The sequence below is a fragment of the Streptomyces sp. NPDC047108 genome (assembly GCF_040643575.1).
Classification (GTDB): domain Bacteria; phylum Actinomycetota; class Actinomycetes; order Streptomycetales; family Streptomycetaceae; genus Streptomyces.
This window is the reverse complement of record NZ_JBEYUP010000019.1, coordinates 1-19027: the sequence shown is the minus strand read 5'-3', so window position 1 is coordinate 19027 and position 19027 is coordinate 1. Positions and strand designations below refer to the sequence as shown.

The following is a 19027-nucleotide window of genomic DNA, read 5'->3' as shown; positions in this document are numbered from 1 at the left end:
TCCGTTCCACAGGTGGGTCGGTCCGTCCCGCAGGTGAGGCGGTCGGTCCTGCGTGTGAGGCGGTCAGTCCGCCGACGGCCGGGAGGGCCGGCCGCCGAGCATCTGGCTCTGCCCGCGGAACTCGGCGATGACCACGCCGTCCGAGCGGCGGACGGTGACGTCGTAGACGCCGCTGCGGCCGTACCGGGCGCGCTCCACGGCCTCGGCGACCAGCTCGTCACCGGGGTGCGCCGGGCGCAGGAAGGTGACCTGGGCGCCCTGGGCCACGGTGGCCGGACCGTGGGTGTTGCACGCGAAGGCGAAGGCAGCGTCGGCCAGCAGGAAGAGGAAGCCGCCGTGCGCCGTGCCATGGCCGTTGACCATGGTGTCCGTGACGCGCATCCACACGGTCGCCCTGCCCGGGCCGGCCTCCTTCAGGGTGATCCCCAGCATCCGGCAGGTCTCGTCCGTGGCGTAGAGCTCCTCGGCCCGCTGCCGGGCCGCGGCGTCCGCGTCGGTCTCCTCGTGCGTCACTGCTCCCCCTTTTCCTTTCGCTTTCTTCGTCCTCTGACTCCCTGATCCTGATCCCTGCGCCGACCGGCGGTCAACAGGCATCGAAAAAACCGACCCGAGGAGCGGCATGACAACGCCCACACCCTGGCTGAAGGATTTGGCCGGAATGCCACTGTCCGAACGGCGAGCCGCCCTGGAATCCCTCGTCGTGACCGAGTTCAAGCGGGAACTCATGATGGACGAGACGGATGTCCTCCCCCATCACGAGAGCTACTTCGAACTCGGCCTCACCTCGCTCGGCGCCACCGATACCAGGACGCGTCTGGAACGGGAGATCGGCCGCCCGATGGATTCGGCCCACCTGTTCAACAACCCGACCGTGGGCCATCTCGTGGACTTTCTCATGACCGAGGTCCTGCCGGAATTCTTCACCACCGGGCCCGAGGCCGCCGGGGACGGGCCGGGGCCGGACGCCCCGACGAAGGACCTCGTCGACGACATGCTCAGGGAGCTCTACCGGTCCTGACCCGGACCGGTAGTCCGTCCGTTCCGCACACCGCCGTCTCATCGCAGTTGGGCAGGGATCACCAGTGACCGACACGGCTTCGCCGTCCCGTAATGACGCCATGGTCAAGCAGTTACTGCTGGAGAAGTACGAGCCGATCGCCGTCGTCGGCATGGGCATCCGTTTCCCGGGGGACAACAACACCCCCGACGCGTTCTCCGCATTCCTCCGCGACGGACTCGCGGGAACGGGCCCCGTTCCACCCGACCGGTGGGACATGGAGACCTTCCAGGCCGAGGAGGAGAAAGCGGGACGGCGGCCTCTCGCGGCCGGCGGCGGATTCGTCTCCGGCATGGACGAATTCGACCCCAAGTTCTTCAACATATCCCCGAAGGAAGCCGAATTCATCGACCCCCAGCACCGCTGGGCGCTGGAATCGGCATGGCACGCACTGGAGTCGGCGAACATCGATCCGGCCGCCCTGCGCGGGGGCAACGGCGGCGTGTACCTCGGCGTCGGCCAGATGGACTTCGCGATCGAGGTGGAGTCGCTGGACCTCGCCGAGCTGGACGCCCATGTGGCGGCCGGGACCGCGCACAGCGCCGCCGCCGGCCGGCTGTCGTACTTCCTGGGCTGGCGCGGCCCGTGCATGAGCGTGGACACCGCCTGCTCCTCGTCGCTCGTGGCGCTCCACCTGGCCGTGCAGGGGCTGCGGCGGGGCGAGTGCGACATCGCCCTGTCCGGCGGGGTGAACGTCAACCACCACCCCCGGAACCACATCGTCTACTCGCGGGCCAACATGCTGTCGCCCGACGGGAAGTGCAAGACCTTCGACGACTCCGCCGACGGCTACAGCCGCAGCGAGGGCGCCGGCATGATCGTCCTCAAGCGGCTCTCCGACGCCCGGCGCGACGGTGACACCGTCCTGGCGCTGGTGCGCGGCTCCTCGGTCCGCCAGGACGGCGAGAGCGGCGGCCTGACCGTACCGAACGGCACCGCGCAGGTCGCCCTGATGCGGGACGCGCTCGCAAGCGCCATGCTGGAGCCCGGCGACATCAGCTACGTCGAGGCGCACGGCACCGGCACCTCGCTCGGCGACCCCATCGAGATGGGGTCGATCAACACCGTGTTCGCCGGCGCCCGTACCGACACCGACCCCCTGGTCGTGGGGTCGGTGAAGACCAACATCGGCCATATGGAGGCCGCTGCGGGCATCGGCGGCGTGGCCAAGGTCGTCTGCCAGCTCCGGGACGAGGCGATCTACCCGCACATCAATCTGACGACGCCCTCCCGGCACATCCCGTGGGACCGCTACCGGGTGACCGTCCCCACCGAGATGCGCCCCTGGGAAGCCGAAGGACCGCGCCGCGCCCTGGTCAACTCCTTCGGCTTCGCGGGCACCATCGCCTCCGTCGTCCTGGAGCAGGCGCCGCCCGCGGCGCCCGCCCCGTCCGCGCCCGACGACGGCACGGCCGTGTTCACGCTCTCCGCCAAGGACCGCTCCTCCCTGCGCCAACAGGCGGAGAACTACCGGATGTTCCTCGCGGAGCGGCCCGAGGTCGCGGTCCCCGACCTGTGCCACAGCTCCAACCTCGGCCGTACGCACCTGGGGGCGCGGCTCGCCGGTCCCGTCTCCACCCGCGAGGACCTCGACCGGCTCCTCGAACACCGTCCGGAGCGCGACGTGGACGCCCCGGACGACGGGTTCCGCGACGCCGGTGTCGCCTTCCTCTTCACCGGCCAGGGCTCGCAGTACCCGGGCATGGGCCGCGGGCTCTACGAGCGCTATCCGGTCTTCCGCCGCCACCTGGACGAGTGCGACCGGCTCTTCGCCGCCCATCTCGGCCGCTCCGTCAAGGAGTTGATGTTCGGTCAGGCCCCGGACAGTGCCGAGGCGATCAACCGGACGCTCCACACCCAGCCCGCGCTGTTCGCCCTCGAGTACGCGACCGCCCGCCTGTGGATGTCCTGGGGTGTGAAGCCCGGGATCCTGCTGGGCCACAGCGTCGGTGAGATCACCGCCGCGGCGCTGGCCGGACTGTTCTCCCTGCCGGACGCGGTCAAGCTCGTCGCCGTACGGGCCCGGCTGATGCAGTCCGTGTCCACACCCGGCGGGATGGTCTCCGTGATGGCCGCGGCCGAGGACGTCGCCCCGCTGCTGGAGGAGTACGACGACGTCAGCTTCGGCGCGCTCAACTCGCCCCGCCAGTGCGTCGTGTCGGGCGGTCTCGACTCGCTGGAACGGATCACCGAGAAGGTCCGCGCCCAGGGGCTGGCCACCAAGGCGCTGCCGGTGTCGCACGCCTTCCACTCCCCCTTGATGGCCGAGGTGTCCGACGCCTTCCGGGAGGCGGTGGCGGACATCACCTTCCAGGAGCCGCGGCTGAGCTTCGTCTCCAACCTCACCGGCCGGGTCGCCACGCTCGCCGAGGTCGGCACCCCGGACTACTGGGTGCGGCACATCGCCGAGCCGGTCGACTTCGCCGCCGGGATGCGGTGCGTCCAAGGCCGCGGGCGCCATGTGTTCGTGGAGGTCGGGCCGTCCTCCGCGCTCACGGGCATCGGCAGGCAGTGCGGCGACGCCTCGGCGCACGTCTGGGTCGCGAGCATGTCCCGTACGGACCCCGCGGCCACCACGCTGCGTACGGCTCTCGCACGGGTCTACGAGGCGGGGCTTCCCGTCTCCTGGAGCGGCTACCACGAGGAGCGCCCCGGACGCCGGATCGCGCTGCCGGGCTACGCCTTCGCCAGGAAGCGCTACGCGCTGCCCGGTGCGCGGGCCGTGGCGGCGCGGGCGACGGCGGCCACGGGTCCGGCCCACCACCCTCTGCTGGGCCGCGATGTGACCACCGAAACCCAACGCGGCGCGGGTGAGCGCGAGTTCGCCGCCCTGCTCCACCCGGGTGCGCCCGCCTATCTGGCCGAGCACGTGGTCATGGACCAGGTCGTCTTCCCCGGCGCCGGGTACGTCGAGATCGCGCTGGCTCTGCAGGACGCCGTCCACGGCGAGACCGCACGGCTGGTGGAGGACATGAGCATCCTCGAACCGCTGTTCCTGCGGGAGGGCGAACCCGTCGAGGTCCGCACCCGGCTCCGCCCGCTGGGCGAGGGTGGAAGCGGCCCCGCAGCGGTCGAGATCGCCAGCCGTGTCGACGGCCGGGACGGTGTCATCGAACGCGTCCACGCCACCGCGACGTTGGGCCGCGCGCCCGCGGGCCCGGCAGCCCTCGGTGACGTCGTCGACCGGCTGCGCGTCGCGGCCGCGGCCTGCGGCACCGAGGAGGTCCGCCACCGCGGCGAGGACCTCTACGAGCGGTACGCCGAGCTGGGCCTGCCGTACGGGCCCGAGTTCCGCCGCGTCGTCACGGTCGACCGGTACGCGGAGGGCTTCGCGATCGGTGAACTCCGCGGCCTGGACACCCCGGTGGGCGAGCATCTGCGCGCCTCCGTCCTGGACTGCGCCATGCAGACCCTCGGCGCGGCGGTCGACCTCGACGGCACGTATCTGCCCGTCGGGTTCGGCCGTGTCGAGCTGCTGAAGCGGCCCAAGGGCGGGCTGCGGGTGCTGATCAAGGTGGCTCTCGATGCGGCGGGCACCGAGCTGACCGCCGACATCGTGGCGCTGGAGGGGTCGCGCCCGGTGTTCGTCGTCCATGGGGTGCGGCTCAAGCGGGTCGCGGGCGCACCGGCGGATCCGGCGGAGCGCATGCTGCTGCGCCCGCGCTGGGTCAAGCGCTCCCTGCCGTCCGCCAAGTCCGGCCCGGAGAGCGGCCGTTCGGTGCTCGTCGTGGCCGCTGACCGGGACGCCCTGCCGGGCCTGGCGGACCGTGCGGCCGACGCCGGGATCGAGCTCCACCACGCCCCCGAGGCCGCAGCCGCCGGCCGTCTGCTCGCCGAGCACCCGGCCTTGACGGACCTGTGCTGGTTCTGGCGGCCCGAGCCCGGCCTCGACGGCGAACAGCGGCTGCGGACCGAGACGGAGCGCAACCACCGCGATCTGCTCGCCCTGGCGGCGGAGGCCGAACGCCTGGGCTCCGCACGCGATCTGCGCGTCCAGCTCGTCACCGAGGGGGCCCAGTGGCTGCCCGGCGACGCCGCCGACCCGCGGACGTCAGAGCCGCCGGTGGCCGCCTCGCTGTGGGGCTTCGGATCGGTGCTGCTGAACGAGTACCCGGCGCTGCGGACCCTGCTGCTGGACCTCGACGGGCCCGACCCGCAGCCGCTGGTCGACGAATGGCTGGCCGGGGACGCCGCGGGAGCCGAGTTCCAGGTCGCGTACCGGGGTGGAGTGCGCCATGTGAAGCGCCTGACGCCCCCGGCCTCCCGGGACCGTGACGAGGCCAACGCCGAGCTGCAGGTCACCGAGTACGGGAAGTTCTCCGCCGTCCGCCCGGTGCCCGTGGAGGACGTGGAGCCGACCGGTGACGAGGTCACCGTCCAGGTCCACGCCGCGGGCCTGAACTTCAAGGACGTCCTCAACGCGCTCGGCATGCTGCGCCAGTACGCGCTGGACCACGGCATCCCGTACCAGCCGCTGCCGCTCGGCTTCGAGGCCGCCGGAACCGTCGTCGCGGCAGGCCCGGACGCCGAGTTCGGCCCTGGCGACGAGGTGCTGCTCAGCCGGCTCGGCTGCATGCGGCGGCGCGTCACGGTGCCGTCCACGGTCGTCGTGCGCAAGCCCGCCGGGCTCGGCTTCACCGAGGCGGCGGGACTGCCCGCCGCGTACGTCACCGCCTACCACGCGCTGCACCACCTCGCGGGCCTCAGGTCCGGCGACCGGGTGCTGATCCACGCGGCGGCGGGCGGTGTCGGGCAGGCCGCCGTGCAGCTCGCCCGGCTGGCGGGCGCCGAGGTGTACGCCACCGCGAGCCCCCGCAAGTGGGAGCTGCTGCGCGCGCAGGGCGTGCAGCACATCATGAACTCACGCACGCTGGACTTCGCGGACGAGGTGCTGGAGGCGACCGGAGGCGAAGGCGTCGACATCGTCCTCAACAGCCTGAACGGGGACTGGATCCCGGCCGGCATGCGCTGCCTCGCACAGGACGGGCGGTTCGTCGAACTCGGCAAGATCGGAGTCTGGTCGCCCGAGCAGGTCCGGAAGTCACGCCCCGACGTCGCCTACCACAACTTCGATCTCAGCGAGCTGCCCGCCGACGAGCTGGACCGTCTCAACAAGACGATCCTGACCACGGTGGCGGAGCACGTGGAGGCGGGCCGGCTGGGCCCGCTGCCCACGGTCGGCTACGCGCTCGACGAGGTCGAGGAGGCGTTCGGCGTGCTGAGCCGCGGCGCCAACCTCGGCAAGATCGTGATCGAGTTCCGCGACCGCGACGCCGACCGGCCCGCCGAGCCGGTCCGGCTGAGCCCGCGGGAGACGTATCTCATCACCGGTGGTCTCGGCGCGCTCGGCGTGGCGACGGCCCGCAAGCTCGTCGCCGAGGGAGCCCGGCATCTGGCGCTCGTCAGCCGCCGCGCCCTCCCGCCGGAGGCGGTGGCGGAACTCACGGCCGGGATCGGCGAGGACGTTCAACTGACCGTCCATCAAGGCGACATCGCGGAGGCCGCCGACGTCGAGCGGATCGTGGCGGCGCTGGCCGCGGCCGAGGCCCCGCTCGGCGGTGTGATCCATGCAGCGGGCGTGCTCGCCGACGGTCCGCTGTCCGGGCAGACCTGGGACAGCATGGAGACGGTGCTGCGGGCCAAGGTCTACGGCACCTGGCTGCTGCACCGCGCCCTCTCCTCCGTCCCCACCGTCCGGTTCTTCGTCGGCTACTCCTCCATCGCGTCGGTGCTGGGCGCGGCAGGGCAGGCCAACTACGCGGCGGGCAACGCCTACATGGACGTCCTCATGCAGTGGCGGTCCGCCGCGGGACTGCCCGGACTCAGCGTCAACTGGGGCCCGTGGGCCGAGATCGGCATGGCCGCCTCGCTCACCGGCCAGCAGATCCGGAGCATCGAGGACCGCGGACTGAAGTTCGTGAAGCCGGGCGCGGCCCTGCGGGCGCTGTTCACGGCGCTGGGGCGTCCGTACGGCCAGACGGTCGTCGGCTCCTTCGACTGGGACGCGTACGCAGCGGCCCAGCCGTTCGCCAACGCCCTGTTCAAGGACCTGGTGTCGGACGGCGGGACGAAGGCGGCGCAGGACGTCGACCTGGACGCCCTGCTGGCGCAGCCGAAGCCGGACCGGGAGGCGGCGCTGCGCGATCTGCTGCGGGCCAAGGTCGCCGAGGTCCTGCGCTACGACTCGCCGGACGACGTCGAGCCCGACGCCCGCTTCGTGGACCTGGGCCTGGACTCGCTGGGCTCGGTGGAGCTGAAGAACGCACTGGAGGCCCTGTTCAGGATCCCGCTGCCCACCTCCACGCTCTTCGACCACCCCGTCGTCCGGTCCCTCGCCGCCTTCATCGACGGGCAGCTCGTACCGGAACAGGAGGACGAGGAGGCGGCGGCCGCCGGGGCGCCGCGCGCGGATCAACAGGCCCACGACGTACGGGACCTGACGGACGCCGAGGCGGACGACGAACTCGCGGCTCTGCGCGAGCAGGCGTTCTAGGACGGAAACGGAACACGGTGACGAGCTACATCGACTATCTGGACTCCCTGTCCAAGAAGCAGCTCATGGTGATGCTGGCGCGGCGGCGTCAGGAGGAGACCCAGGGGGTCGCCGTCGTCGGCATGGGCTGCCGCCTGCCCGGGGGCATCGACGGCCCCCGGGCCCTGTGGGCCGCGCTGCGCGAGGGCCGGGTCGTGCCGACGGACGGTCCCGGGGTGCCGGCCGACAGCCTCGGCCGGCCGCGCTGGAACGTCGACGCCCCCGACCTGGCGCCACTGGCCGGCCGGCTGCGCCAGGGCGCGTACCTGGAGGACATCGACCTCTTCGACGCGGAGTTCTTCGGGATCCCGGACCAGGAGGCCCTGCACATGGACCCCCAGCAGCGGCTGCTGCTGGAGGCCGCGGTGCAGGCCCTCGCCGACGCGAACCTCTCCCGGGCACGGCTCGGCGGACGCAGCGTCGGGGTGTTCGCGGGCGCGGGCCCGGTGGAGTACCCGTACGCGTGGCTGCGCGGCGGGCTGCCGGAGGGGGAGCTGTCCGGGCACATGAGCACGGGCAGTTCACCGAGCGCGTTCTCGGGGCGGATCGCGCTGGCCCTGCGCGTCAACGGCCCGGCGATCACGGTCGACACGGCGTCGTCGTCGATGCTGACCGCGGTGCATCTGGCGGTGCAGTCCCTGCGGCGGCGCGAGTGCGACGTCGCGTTGGTGGGCGCCGCCAACGTCCTGATGTCGCCGTTCAGCACCGGCATCCTGGACCGGGCGGGGATGCTCTCCCCGTCAGGCCGCAGCCGCCCCTTCACCCGGCACGCCGACGGGCACGTGCGGGGCGAGGGATGCGGGGTGGTGGTGCTCAAGCGGTACGCGGACGCCGTCGCCGACGGGGACGTGCCGTACGCGGTGGTGCGCGGCAGCGCGGTGCACCAGCAGGGCGACCGGCCGAGCATGTCGGTGGCCTCGGCGCGCGGCCAGAAGACCGTGGTCGAACTCGCCCTGCGGAACGCGGGCGTGGAGCCGGAGAGCGTGAGTTACGTGGAGGCGCAGGCGAACGGGTCCAAGCTCGGCGGGGTCATCGAGGCCGAGTCCCTCGCCGAGGCCTACGCCCGTGACTCCCCCACCGCGCCACCGCTCCATGTCGGCTCGTGCAAGGCGAACCTCGGCTATCTCGAAACGGCCTCCGGCGCCCCGGGGCTGATGAAGACCGCGCTCGCGCTGGCGCACGGCGAACTCCCGCCGCAGCCGGGCGAGGACGAGCCCGACCCGGACATCCCGTGGGAGCGGACGGCGCTGCGCCTCGCGGCCAAGCCGATGCCGTGGCCGTCGGGCGCGGGCCCGCGCAGGGCGGGGGTGAGCGGATTCGGCTTCGGCGGCACCAACGCCCATGTCGTCCTGGAGGGCGCGCCCGAGCGACCCGAGGACGACCCCGCCTCGCCGGGGCCGTGGCTCCTCGTGGTGTCCGCGCACCACGAGAACGCACTCGCCCGGACCGCGGACCGGCTGTTCCGCCATCTGCACGACACCCCGGGATGGAGCCCGGCCGCGGTGTGCCGGACGCTGGCCGAGGGCCGGGATCCGCTGGCGGTCCGCTACGCGGCCGTGGTCCGCGACCGGGACGGTGTGCTGGAGGCGCTGGCCCGTGCCGCGGAGGGCGAACGGGCCCCCGTCGCCGGTGCGGGCGACCGCAGCGGGGTCTTTCTCGATCTGCCCGAACCGGGTGGCGAGGAGCTGCGGTCGGCCCTCGGCGCCGGCCGACGGCCGGGGTTCGAGGCCCTGGAGCGCCTGGTGGGCCGGCACACCGCGGCGCAGGCGAAGGACGGCGGAGAGGAACCCGACCCCTCGCACGACGCCGGACGCTCGTACGTGGCGTGGGCGCTGGGCTGGATCGGGATGCTGGAGGCGGCCGGGCTCACCGTCGCCGGTGCCCGCTTCACCGGGCCCGCCCGGCACGCCCTGGCCGCTGTCGTCACCCGGCGGACCACCGCCGACGCCGTCAGCTCCGGCCAATGGTCCGCCGCCGCGGCGGGGCCGCTGCCCGGTGCCTGGGAACAGGACGAGGCGGACGGATCCCTGACCCTGCGCCGCCGCGCGTCCGCCGGTCCCGTGCCCACGCTGGCCCCGGCCCGTACGGAACTGGCCGGATGGCTGGCGCTGCTCGCCGACCGTTTCGGAGCCGGTGCGCCGATCACGTTCCCCCACCTGTGGCCCTCGCCCGGACCGCGGCTGCTCCGCCTCCCGGGCCCGGCGCTCACCGGCAGGCGCTACTGGCCCGAGCACAACACCTGGCGCTGACCTCCTGCTGCCCCCTTGCTGACCTCCTACGGATTGGACACCGCCCATGTACGTTCCCGAACTGCAGACCGCGGACGGCACGGTGGCCTTCCACGCCGCGCGGCAGCCGGACCGCACCGCCCTGGTGTGCGAGGGCCGGGAGGTCACCTACGGGCAGTTGCACGAGGAGAGCAACCGGTCCGCCCATGCGCTCCTCGCCGCCGGGACCGGCCAGGGTTCCCGGGTGGCCTACCTCGGCAAGGAGTCGGAGCACTACTACGAGGTCTTCTTCGCCTGCGCCAAGGCGGGCGCCGTGCTCGTCCCGATCAACTGGCGCCTCACCGCGGCCGAGGTCGACCACATCCTGCGGGACTCCGGTGCGGAACTGCTCTTCGTGGAGCGCGAGTTCGCGGCGAGCGCGGAGGCGACGCGGGCGGGTCTGCCGTCCGCGCCGCTGATCGTGCACCTGGACGGTGACGAGGAGCGGGGCGCCGGATTCCGGGCGTGGAAGTCCGGCCACCCGGCGGACGACCTGCCCTCCGCCGCCGCCCCGGAGGACCCGATCGCGCAGATCTACACCAGCGGAACGACGGGGCTGCCCAAGGGAGTCGTCCTCCCCCACCGCAGCTTCTTCGCGATCCGCGATCTGCTCGCCGAGCACGGCCTGGACTGGATCGACTGGAAGCCCGCGGACCGGAGCCTGATCAGCATCCCCGGCTTCCATGTCGCGGGCATCTGGTGGGCCATGCAGGGGTTCACCGCGGGCGTCACGAACGTGGCCATGCGGATGTTCGCGGCGCACGACGCCGTGCGTCTGATCCGCGAGGAGCGCATCACCACGACCTGCGCCGTCCCGGCGATGCTGCAGATGATGCTGGCCGAACCGGGCGCGGGCCCCGAGGACTTCGCCTCGCTGCGCAAGGTGACGTACGGCGGCTCCCCGATCTCCGAGACCCTGATGACGCAGTGCATGGAGGTCCTGGGCTGCGAACTGGGCCAGTTGTACGGCCTGACGGAGAGCGGCAACACCGCGCTGTGCCTGCCGCCCTCCGACCACGTCGTGGGCAGCCCGCGCATGCGCGCCGCCGGCAAGCCCTACCCCGGCGTCGAGGTGCGGGTGACCGACTCGGACGGGAAGCAGGTCCCGGCGGGCACGGTCGGCGAGATCTGTCTGCGCACCCCCGCGGTCATGCTGGAGTACTGGGGCATGAAGGCAGCGACGGACGAGACGCTGGCCGACGGCTGGCTGCACACCGGCGACGCCGGGTACGTCGACGCGGACGGCTATGTGTACGTCTGCGACCGCATCAAGGACACGATCATCGTGGCCGGCGAGAACGTCTACCCCGCCGAGGTGGAGAACGCGCTCTGCAAGCATCCGGCGGTGGCGGAGGCCGCCGTGATCGGAGTGCCGGACGAGCGGTGGGGGGAAGGCGTCCTCGCGTTCGTCGTGCTGCGCCCGGACATGGCGGCGAAACCACGGGAGTTGAAGCTCTTCCTGCGGGACCGGATCGCCGAATTCAAATCCCCGCAGCGGTACGAGTTCATCGACCGGGTGCCGCGCAATCCGAGCGGCAAGATTCTCCGCAGGGAACTCCGGGAGTCGTTCTGGGCCGGCCGTGACCGCCAGGTGAATTGACGCCGAGGAAGATGTCCCGCGGGGCCTGGGACGGAACGGTCCTGCGGACAACGGGAATTCATCCCCGGCGCTTCAAGATATCGGGTGGAACCGGCCGGTGCCGGTTCCACCCGATGCCCCGTGACGGAGAGTCAGCGGGAGCGGCAGCAGCCGTGGTGGCTCCACTCCGGCTCGTGCCAGTAGTGCTGCGCGTCGTGACGGGCGGTGGGCGCGGGCCGCAGGACCCGGTTCCGGGGCGCGGCCGGTGCCGCGACCCGCGCGGACGTGCGGAACGGCGCGAGCAGTTCGGAAACGGTCGAGACGTGACCGCCGACCATCACCCGGCGTACGGCGGCGGCCGCGTCGATCGAGCGCAGCGGATCGCCCTCCACGCACACCAGGTCGGCCAGGAACCCCGGTGCCAGCGCGCCCAGCCGGTCGCCCAGCCCCAGGGCGCGGGCGGCGTTGGACGTCGCCGTGGTCAGGGCCTCCCGCGGGGTGAACCCGTACTTCACCATGACCCGCAGGTTCTGGTGGATGCTGATGCCGATGTCGTCCAGGGCCGCGTCGGTGCCCGCGACGACGAGTCCGCCGGCACGGTGCACCCGGAGCAGCATGTCGACATCGCCCAGCGTCCAGGCGTGGTTGAGCTCCCCTCCGGGGCCGGCCGCGTCCTCCGCCTTCTGCAGCAGCCGCTGGTACTCCCACGCGGGGAACAGCACCCGGGTGCGCTCGTCCTCGATGAGCGACCGGTCGTCGAGGAAGAGTTCGGACGCGAACAGCGTGGTGGTGGAGATCCACATGCCGCTCGCCGCGAGAAGGTCCACGGAGTCCTGGAAGGTGCGCCCGGCCGCGTAGCTCAACGTCCGTGAGTAACCGAGGCGGTTGCCACCGCCGGTGTGCTCCATCCCGTCGAGTCCCGTGCGCACGGCGGGATAGAGGTAGTGCGAGGTGACGGGGATGCCGCGCGCGTGGGCGCGGGCGACGACGTCGCGTTCGTAGGCGACCGGCAGCCGGATGTAGGACTTCAGCAGGTCGTACTCGAGGGCGAACGCCCGCCCCAGGTCGCGGTCGAGCTGGGCGCGGGAGAAGACCGGCCGCATGACGCGGTGCGAGCCGCGTGTGCCTTCCAGGCCCTCGCCCGATCCGAAGTAGCGCGGCCCGACCTTGGTGCCGGCCGCCAGCGCCTCCCGGGTCTCCACCATCTGGTAGGCGGGATCGCCGGGCGTCCGGCTGGTGGTGACCCCGTACGCGAGCCAGGCCCGGCCCTGGCGGTCGCCCCACTGCGGGCCGCGCCAGTGCCAGTGGTTGTGGGTGTCGATCAGGCCGGGCATGACGGTGAGTCCGGTGGCGTCGACGACCCGTGCGCCGCGCACCGCGCCACGGCGCGTGACCTCCTCGATCCGCCCGTCGCGGACGACGACGTCCACGTCGTGCCGGAGACTGTCGCCGGTGCCGTCCCAGACCGCCCCGGCACGCACGACGGTGCGCCCGGCGGGGGCGGGGCGGCGCGTCCAGGTGAGATGCGCCGGTACGGTGCGGGGCGCGCCGCCGTCGAGCGGCACGGTGCGCAGCCGCCCGTTGGCCAGGTACAGCAGTGTGCCGCCGAGCGCGGCGACCGACAGGGAGTCGGTGGTCTCGTCGGTGATCCGCTGCGGCTCGCCCGTGATCCGCCCGCCGGCGTCGACCGGAATCCGCCAGGCCAGACTCTCCATGCCCACGATCAGGTGCTTGCCGTCGGGGGTCCACAGCGGGCCGTCGCCGCTGCGGGTGGAGAGCGAACGCCCAGGCGCCGGCGCCTGGTAGCGCACCTCGTGGCTGTTCAGGTCGACGGTGAGGATCTGGTTGTGGCCGTTGCTGCTGCGCCGGGAGTAGGGGGCGAGCGCGGCGAGGGCGAGGACCGTGCCGTCGGGCGACCAGGCCGGGGGCCCTGGCTGGTAGAGCGCCTCCATCACCTTGGTGACGGTGCCGTCCGCGACGGTCAGCACCCAGGTCGCGCCGCTCTCGTCCTGGTACGCGATGCGGGACCCGTCGGGTGACCAGCGCGGGGCGAGCTGGGCGTCCGGCAGGTCGGTGAGCCGTTCGGTCCTCCCGGTGGCGACGTCGTACGTCCAGAGGTTGGCCGTGCCGGATCGGTCGCTCACATACACCAGCGACCGCCCGTCGGGGGCCCAGTCGGGCGCGGCGTTGAGGTATCCGTCGCCCACGATCTTCTTCGGGTGCCCGCCCCGCCCGCCGACAGGAAGGAGCCACAGGGCGTTCAGCGCGCGGAAGGCGACGGTGCGGCCGTCCGGTGCGAGCGCGGGGTCGGCGATGCCGAGGACGTCGCGCGCGCCGCCGCTCTCGAGGTCGGGGCGCTTGCGGCGGTACGGCGTACGGGCCACGCCGACGGCGGCGGTGAAGGGGATCTCGCGGCCGGCGCCTCCGGTCCGCTTCCGACGGCGGATCAGACCGTCGGCGGTGTAGAGGAGTTCGTCGGCGGAGAGCCAGGTCGGGGCGAACGGGAAGACGTCCTCGCCGTCCGTCAACGGCCGGTCGTCCACCATGAGTTCGGCCTTCGCCCCGGTCACGCGGACGTGCGCGAGGCCGCGCCCGTCGGGGGCGAACGCCGGTCCGTGGAGCGTCGCGCCCTCCGGTGCGGTCACCAGGCGCTCGGTCGTCCCCGAGCGGATGTCGACGGCCTGGATCGTCGCGCCGTCGACGTACGCGACGCGCCGGCCGTCCGGGGACCAGGCGGGCATGGAGACGGCACGGTCGCCGTCGGTGAGCGCGCGCAGCGCGCCGGTCGCGGTGTCCAGCAGCCAGATGCGGCCGGCGTTGCCGCGGTCGGAGGCGAAGGCGATGGTGCTGCCGTCGGGCGAGAACGCGGGCTCCTGGTCGTAGCCGGAGCCGTCGGTGAGCCGGCGGAGGCCGCTGCCGTCGGTGCGGACGGTCCACAGGTCGTACGCACCGTCGCGGAAGGACTGGAAGACCAGGCTCCTGCCGTCCGGCGCCCAGTGGGGCTGCGTCGCGTCCTGCGCGTCGTCGGTGAGCCTGCGCGCGTCACCCCCGTCGGCGGGGAGCAGCCAGAGGGCGTTGAGCGCGTCCATGGCGAGCGTCCGGCCGTCGGGCGACAAGGAGACGCAGAGGTTGGCGCTCTCCTGCGTCCGCACGATGCCGGCCCCGGCGTCACCGTCCGTACGCGTCGCCGCGTACGCGTCCTGCGCCGCGAAGGTCTCCCTTCCGGCGCCCGGTAAGCCGCCCCAGAGCGACAGCGCGCCGATTCCCGCGGCACCGCCGCGATGGATGAGACCGCGCCGGGAGATACCGCCGGAGTTCTCCGCGGAATGCGGAGCGGATTCAGATGTCGCCATGCGTGGGTCTCCCCGTCTCAGAGAAAGTCAACAAGCATGCGGATTCTATGAGTTGGACCGGGTTCGGACCATGGGAACGAGCCGGTCCTGCTTCTCGGACACCTCCGGACGCGCGGCGGGACCGAGGAATTCCCCGGCGCCCTTCCGGAATTCCGCCCCTCTCCCTTCCGTTCCTTGATTTCGGCCCTCACGGCCCGGCCCTCGGAACGGGCCGGGCGGCCGCACCGTCCCAGGTCCCGGGGTGATGGGGCCGGGTGGCGGCGACCGGGGACCATCGGCCTCTGGGCGCCGCACGCGGCCCGAACGAGGCTGGAGGGCAAGGGGAGCGATGCCCCCTGTGGACGCCGCGCATCGGCATCGGTGCCAACAGTGGCGTCAGGGCCGCCGAAGAGGTCGGTGGCGCACAAGGCAGTGGACAGAAACCGGAGGTCCCACGATGCGTCCCATCACCGTCGGCCTGGACGGTTCGGCCGAGTCCCGGTCCGCCGCGGACTGGGCGGCCGGCGAGGCCGCGCGCCGCAACCTGCCGCTGCACCTGCTGCACGCGTGGATGCTGCCCCCGGCGGAGGCGCGTTCGGCCCAGGAGCCTCTGGTGCGCAAGGACTGGGGGATGCGGCTGCTCCGCGACGCCAAGGCCGACCTCACCGACCGGTACCCGGAGCTGTCCGTCACGGCGGAGCAGGTGTCCGAGACCCCGATCGAGGCGCTGCTCGCCCGGAGCGGGTCGTCGGAGATGCTGGTCCTCGGTTCCCGCGGACACGGTGTCGTGGTCGGTTTCCTGCTCGGTTCGCTGGGTCTGCACATCCTGCTGCGGGCCGACGGACCGGTCGTCATGGTCCGGCACCGTGCCGGCCCTCATGCCGGGGAGCCCGGCCGGACCGGCGAGGCCGGGCGGGCCGGTGGCGAGGTGGTCGTGGGCATCAACGATCTGGGTGCTGCCGCCGAGGAGTTGCTGGAGTTCGCCTTCGCCGGCGCCGCGGCGCGCGGAGCCACCGTACGAGCGGTACGGGCCTGGAGTCCGCCGCCCCTGTTCGCCCACCGGCCGGAAGCGCTGCGGGACAAGGGCCACGAGGGCGAGCTCGAGGCCCGCGAGCGGAGGGCATTGGCCGAGGCCGTGCACCCGTGGCGGGAGAAGTACCCGGATCTTCCCGTGGTCGAGCACGTGGAGACGGGCAGCGCGACGGACGTCGTCCTGTCAGCGGCCGGGAATGCGGACCTGCTCGTCCTCGGGCGCCCCGTGCACCGGCCGCACACCGCGCCGCGCCTCGGTCATGTGGCGCACGCGGCGCTGCACCACGCCCCGTGCCCGGTGACGATCGTCCCGCACGACTGACCGTACGGCGCGGGGCGGCACGGCCGGCGACGGTACGGCGCGGGGTCTTCAGGTCGTCCGCGGGGTCTTCAGGTCGTCTGCGGGACCACGGCGACCGGGCACGCCGAGTGGTGCAGCAGGGCGTGGCTCACCCGGCCGAGCTGCAGCCCCCGTCCCCCGTTGCGCCGGGGAGCGCCCACCACCAGGAGGTCCGCGTCGGCGGAGCACTCCAGGAGGATGCGGTGCGCCGGGCCTTCGACGGCCTGGCGCCGCACCGGGACCTCGCCGCCGTCCGGCATCGCCCGGTTCAGGGTCTTGGAGAGGATCATCGAGGCCCGTTCCCGGTGTTCCCGTGCGATGTCTCCGGCCAGGTCGTCGCTCTCGAACACCGGGCAGCGCCAGGCCCGTACGGCATACAGCCGGGTCCCCCGGGCCTCCGCCTCGGCGAAGGCGAACCGGATGGCCGCCGCGCTCTCGTTCTGGTCGTCCACGCCGAGGACGACGTGGCCGAAGGCTCCCGTACGGTTCCGCTCCCCGCCCCGCACCACGATCACCGGGCACGCGGCGCGCGCCGCCACCGCGAGTCCCACCGATCCCAGCAGCCGCCCGGCCAGTCCCCCTCGCCCCCGTGCGCCGGTGACGAGGGCGAGCGCGTCGCGTCCCTCGCGCAGCAGCGCGGTCACGGCGTCGTCGGGGACGACCTCGCCCGAGACCTTGACGTCGGGGTTGCGGAGCCGGACGCGTTCGGCGCAGGAGGCGACGATGTGCTCCGCCATCACCTTCTCCGCGGGCCGCCCGGCGGTCAGTTGCGGTCGCCGCCCCTCGTACTGCTCCCAGAGGGAGGCCTGGAGGAGACGGAGCGGTACGCCGTGGGCGGCCGCCTCGTCGGTCGCCCAGTCCAGGGCCTGAAGGCTGGACTCCGATCCGTCGACGCCGACCACCAGGGGAGACTCCATCGTCCCCACCGCCTTCCGCCGGAGAGGGGCACCTCGCGGTACCTCTGGGAGAACAGTCGTCCCCGGGGCGTGCGATGCGCGATGGGCCGGTACGCCCCCGGTCCGGGACCTTCGGCCCGCATGAACCTGCCGTACGGCCGCCCGGCCCGGGACGGATGTCCCGGCGGGGCCCCGCCCCCCACGGGAAACGGGCCCCGCCGGGACATCCGTCCCGGGCGAAGCCCGCTGCTGTCGTACGTCGTGGTGTCCGAGGGGGGACTTGAACCCCCACGCCCGATAAAGGGCACTAGCACCTCAAGCTAGCGCGTCTGCCATTCCGCCACCCGGACGAGGTGAACCGCAGTCTCCCGCGGCGACGCAGACCACGATACCAGGGGTTCGACGTGCCTTTCACCTGCGTATCCGCGGATCGCCCTCCACCTAGAGTGAACCTCGTGACACACATGGTGACCGGCTCCGGATCGCGGCGCGCCCGGCGGCCGCGGCCGCTGTCGCCGCTGCGCGAGCGGCTGCGGGACGCGTTCTGGTTCGCGCCCGTGACGGGGCTGCTGGGCGCGGTGGCGCTGGCGGCGCTGACGTCCTCCGCCGACGAGTTCCTGGTGAGCCGGTTGCGGGAAGCCGGCGACACCGCGGCGATCGAGGATCTGATCAACGTCGCGGACGACGCACGGGCCCTCCTCGACACCGTCGGCTCGTCGATGCTGACCTTCATCGGCGTGGTCTTCAGCATCTCGCTGGTCGCGGTGCAGATGGCGTCCAGCCAGTTCACGCCGCGCGTGCTGCGGCTGTACGTGCGCGGCCGGATCGTCAAGTCGACGTTCGCGGTCTTCCTGGCGACCTTCGTCTTCGCCCTCCTGGCACAGTCCGGGCGGCAGGGGGACCAGGACCCGCGGACCGTGCGATCGGTGCCCGTGATCTCCAGCCTCGTAGGGATCTGCCTCGTCATGATCAGCCTGCTGCTGTTCATCGCGTACGTGCACACCACGCTGCGGCTCATGCGCGTGACCTATGTCATCGACCGCGTGGCCCGGGAGTCGATGGCGGTCCTGGACCGGCACGCGCGGCTCGCCGTGTCCGAGGAGCACGCCGCCCTGCCGCCCGAGACGGGGCACATCACGTACGAGGGACGGGCAGGGGTGCTGCGCGGCGTCGATGTCGCGCTGCTCACCCGGTTCGCCCGCCGGTACGGCACGGTGCTGCGATTGGAGCCGCGCATCGGCGACTTCATCGTGCCGGGGACGCCCGTGTGCAGCGTGCACGGCGGGGAGGTGCCGACCGGCCGGAGGCGGCTGCGGTTCGCGTTCCAGGTGGGGCCGGAGCGGACGTTCCACCAGGACCTCGGGTTCGGGCTGCGCCAGCTCTCGGACATCGCGCTGCGCGCCCTCTCCCCCGCCGTCAACGACCCCACGACGGCCGTACAGGCGCTGGACCGCATCCACCAGATCCTGGCGGCGCTCGCGGGCCGGGCACTGGGCGAGGTCCACCACCGGGACGCGGGCGGGGAGCTGCGGCTGGTGCAGCCGCTGCCGAGGTGGCCGGACCTGGTGGATCTGGGGCTGGTGGAGATCCGCCGGGTGGGTGTCGCGGCCCCGCAGGTGACGCGGCGCATCGTCGCCGCGCTCGACGATCTGATGCTGCTGACCCCTGAGCCCCGCAGGGAGCCGCTGCTGCGACAGCGCGAGCTGCTGGAGCGGGGCCTGGAGCTTGCGGTGCACGATCCGGCGGAGCGGGAGTTCTCCGGCCGCCCCGACCGCCAGGGCATCGGCTGAGCGTCCGCGCACCCGCGGCCGTACGGGCGGACGGCTGCCCGTACGGGCGGACGCCGGAACCGGCCCCTACCGACGGGCGCGGGACCGGCCGCACGGACGGGGCGCACGCGGCGTACGAGTCGCGGGGGGGGGGCGGGGCGGCCGGGGGGGGCCGCGCGGCCCCCCCCCCTCCCGCCCGCCCGGCCCCGGCTGTCCTCGCGTT

At 73.0% G+C, this 19027-nt stretch carries 9 protein-coding genes and 1 tRNA gene; 6 read left to right on the top strand and 4 right to left on the bottom strand.

All coding sequences use genetic code 11. From position 1 onward, the window contains the following. Positions 1-63 precede the first annotated feature (63 nt). The gene (gene paaI, locus ABZ822_RS26825; protein ID WP_360859728.1) at positions 64-432 is read right to left on the bottom strand and encodes a hydroxyphenylacetyl-CoA thioesterase PaaI; all 369 of its coding nucleotides are present in this window, start codon (positions 430-432) and stop codon (positions 64-66) included. Between the two features lie 226 nt (positions 433-658). On the opposite strand from paaI, the gene ABZ822_RS26820 reads away from it, so the two are divergent. From ABZ822_RS26820 to ABZ822_RS26805, 4 genes are all read left to right on the top strand, one after another. Next, positions 659-1018 carry an acyl carrier protein gene (locus tag ABZ822_RS26820; RefSeq protein ID WP_360859455.1) on the top strand — a complete coding sequence of 120 codons (360 nt, stop codon included), beginning with the start codon at positions 659-661 and terminating at the stop codon, positions 1016-1018. A gap of 64 nt (positions 1019-1082) precedes the next feature. Then, positions 1083-7550, top strand: a complete 6468-nt coding sequence (locus ABZ822_RS26815) for an SDR family NAD(P)-dependent oxidoreductase (RefSeq protein WP_360859452.1) — start codon at positions 1083-1085, stop codon at positions 7548-7550. A gap of 17 nt (positions 7551-7567) precedes the next feature. Then, positions 7568-9838 carry a polyketide synthase gene (locus ABZ822_RS26810; RefSeq protein WP_360859449.1) on the top strand — a complete coding sequence of 757 codons (2271 nt, stop codon included), beginning with the start codon at positions 7568-7570 and terminating at the stop codon, positions 9836-9838. A 46-nt stretch (positions 9839-9884) separates the two neighbouring features. Continuing rightward, the gene (locus ABZ822_RS26805; protein ID WP_360859446.1) at positions 9885-11456 is read left to right on the top strand and encodes a fatty acid--CoA ligase; all 1572 of its coding nucleotides are present in this window, start codon (positions 9885-9887) and stop codon (positions 11454-11456) included. A gap of 131 nt (positions 11457-11587) precedes the next feature. Here the strand turns inward: ABZ822_RS26805 and ABZ822_RS26800 are convergent, their stop codons facing one another. Further along, positions 11588-14788 (bottom strand): amidohydrolase family protein, encoded by a 3201-nt coding sequence (locus ABZ822_RS26800; protein WP_360859443.1) that lies wholly within the window; start codon positions 14786-14788, stop codon positions 11588-11590. 436 nt (positions 14789-15224) lie between these two features. On the opposite strand from ABZ822_RS26800, the gene ABZ822_RS26795 reads away from it, so the two are divergent. Beyond that, positions 15225-16121, top strand: coding sequence for a universal stress protein (locus ABZ822_RS26795; protein ID WP_360859440.1), 897 nt, complete (start codon positions 15225-15227; stop codon positions 16119-16121). A 68-nt stretch (positions 16122-16189) separates the two neighbouring features. Here ABZ822_RS26795 and ABZ822_RS26790 read toward each other — a convergent pair whose 3' ends face one another. Both ABZ822_RS26790 and ABZ822_RS26785 read right to left on the bottom strand, forming a co-directional pair. Further along, on the bottom strand, positions 16190-17056 hold the full coding sequence (locus ABZ822_RS26790) for a universal stress protein (RefSeq protein WP_360859437.1): 867 nt from the start codon (positions 17054-17056) through the stop codon (positions 16190-16192). 241 nt (positions 17057-17297) lie between these two features. Further along, positions 17298-17385, bottom strand: a tRNA-Leu gene (locus ABZ822_RS26785). 114 nt (positions 17386-17499) lie between these two features. Between ABZ822_RS26785 and ABZ822_RS26780 the strand changes: the two genes are divergently transcribed. Beyond that, the gene (locus tag ABZ822_RS26780) at positions 17500-18825 is read left to right on the top strand and encodes a DUF2254 domain-containing protein (protein ID WP_360859725.1); all 1326 of its coding nucleotides are present in this window, start codon (positions 17500-17502) and stop codon (positions 18823-18825) included. Positions 18826-19027: the final 202 nt, after the last annotated feature.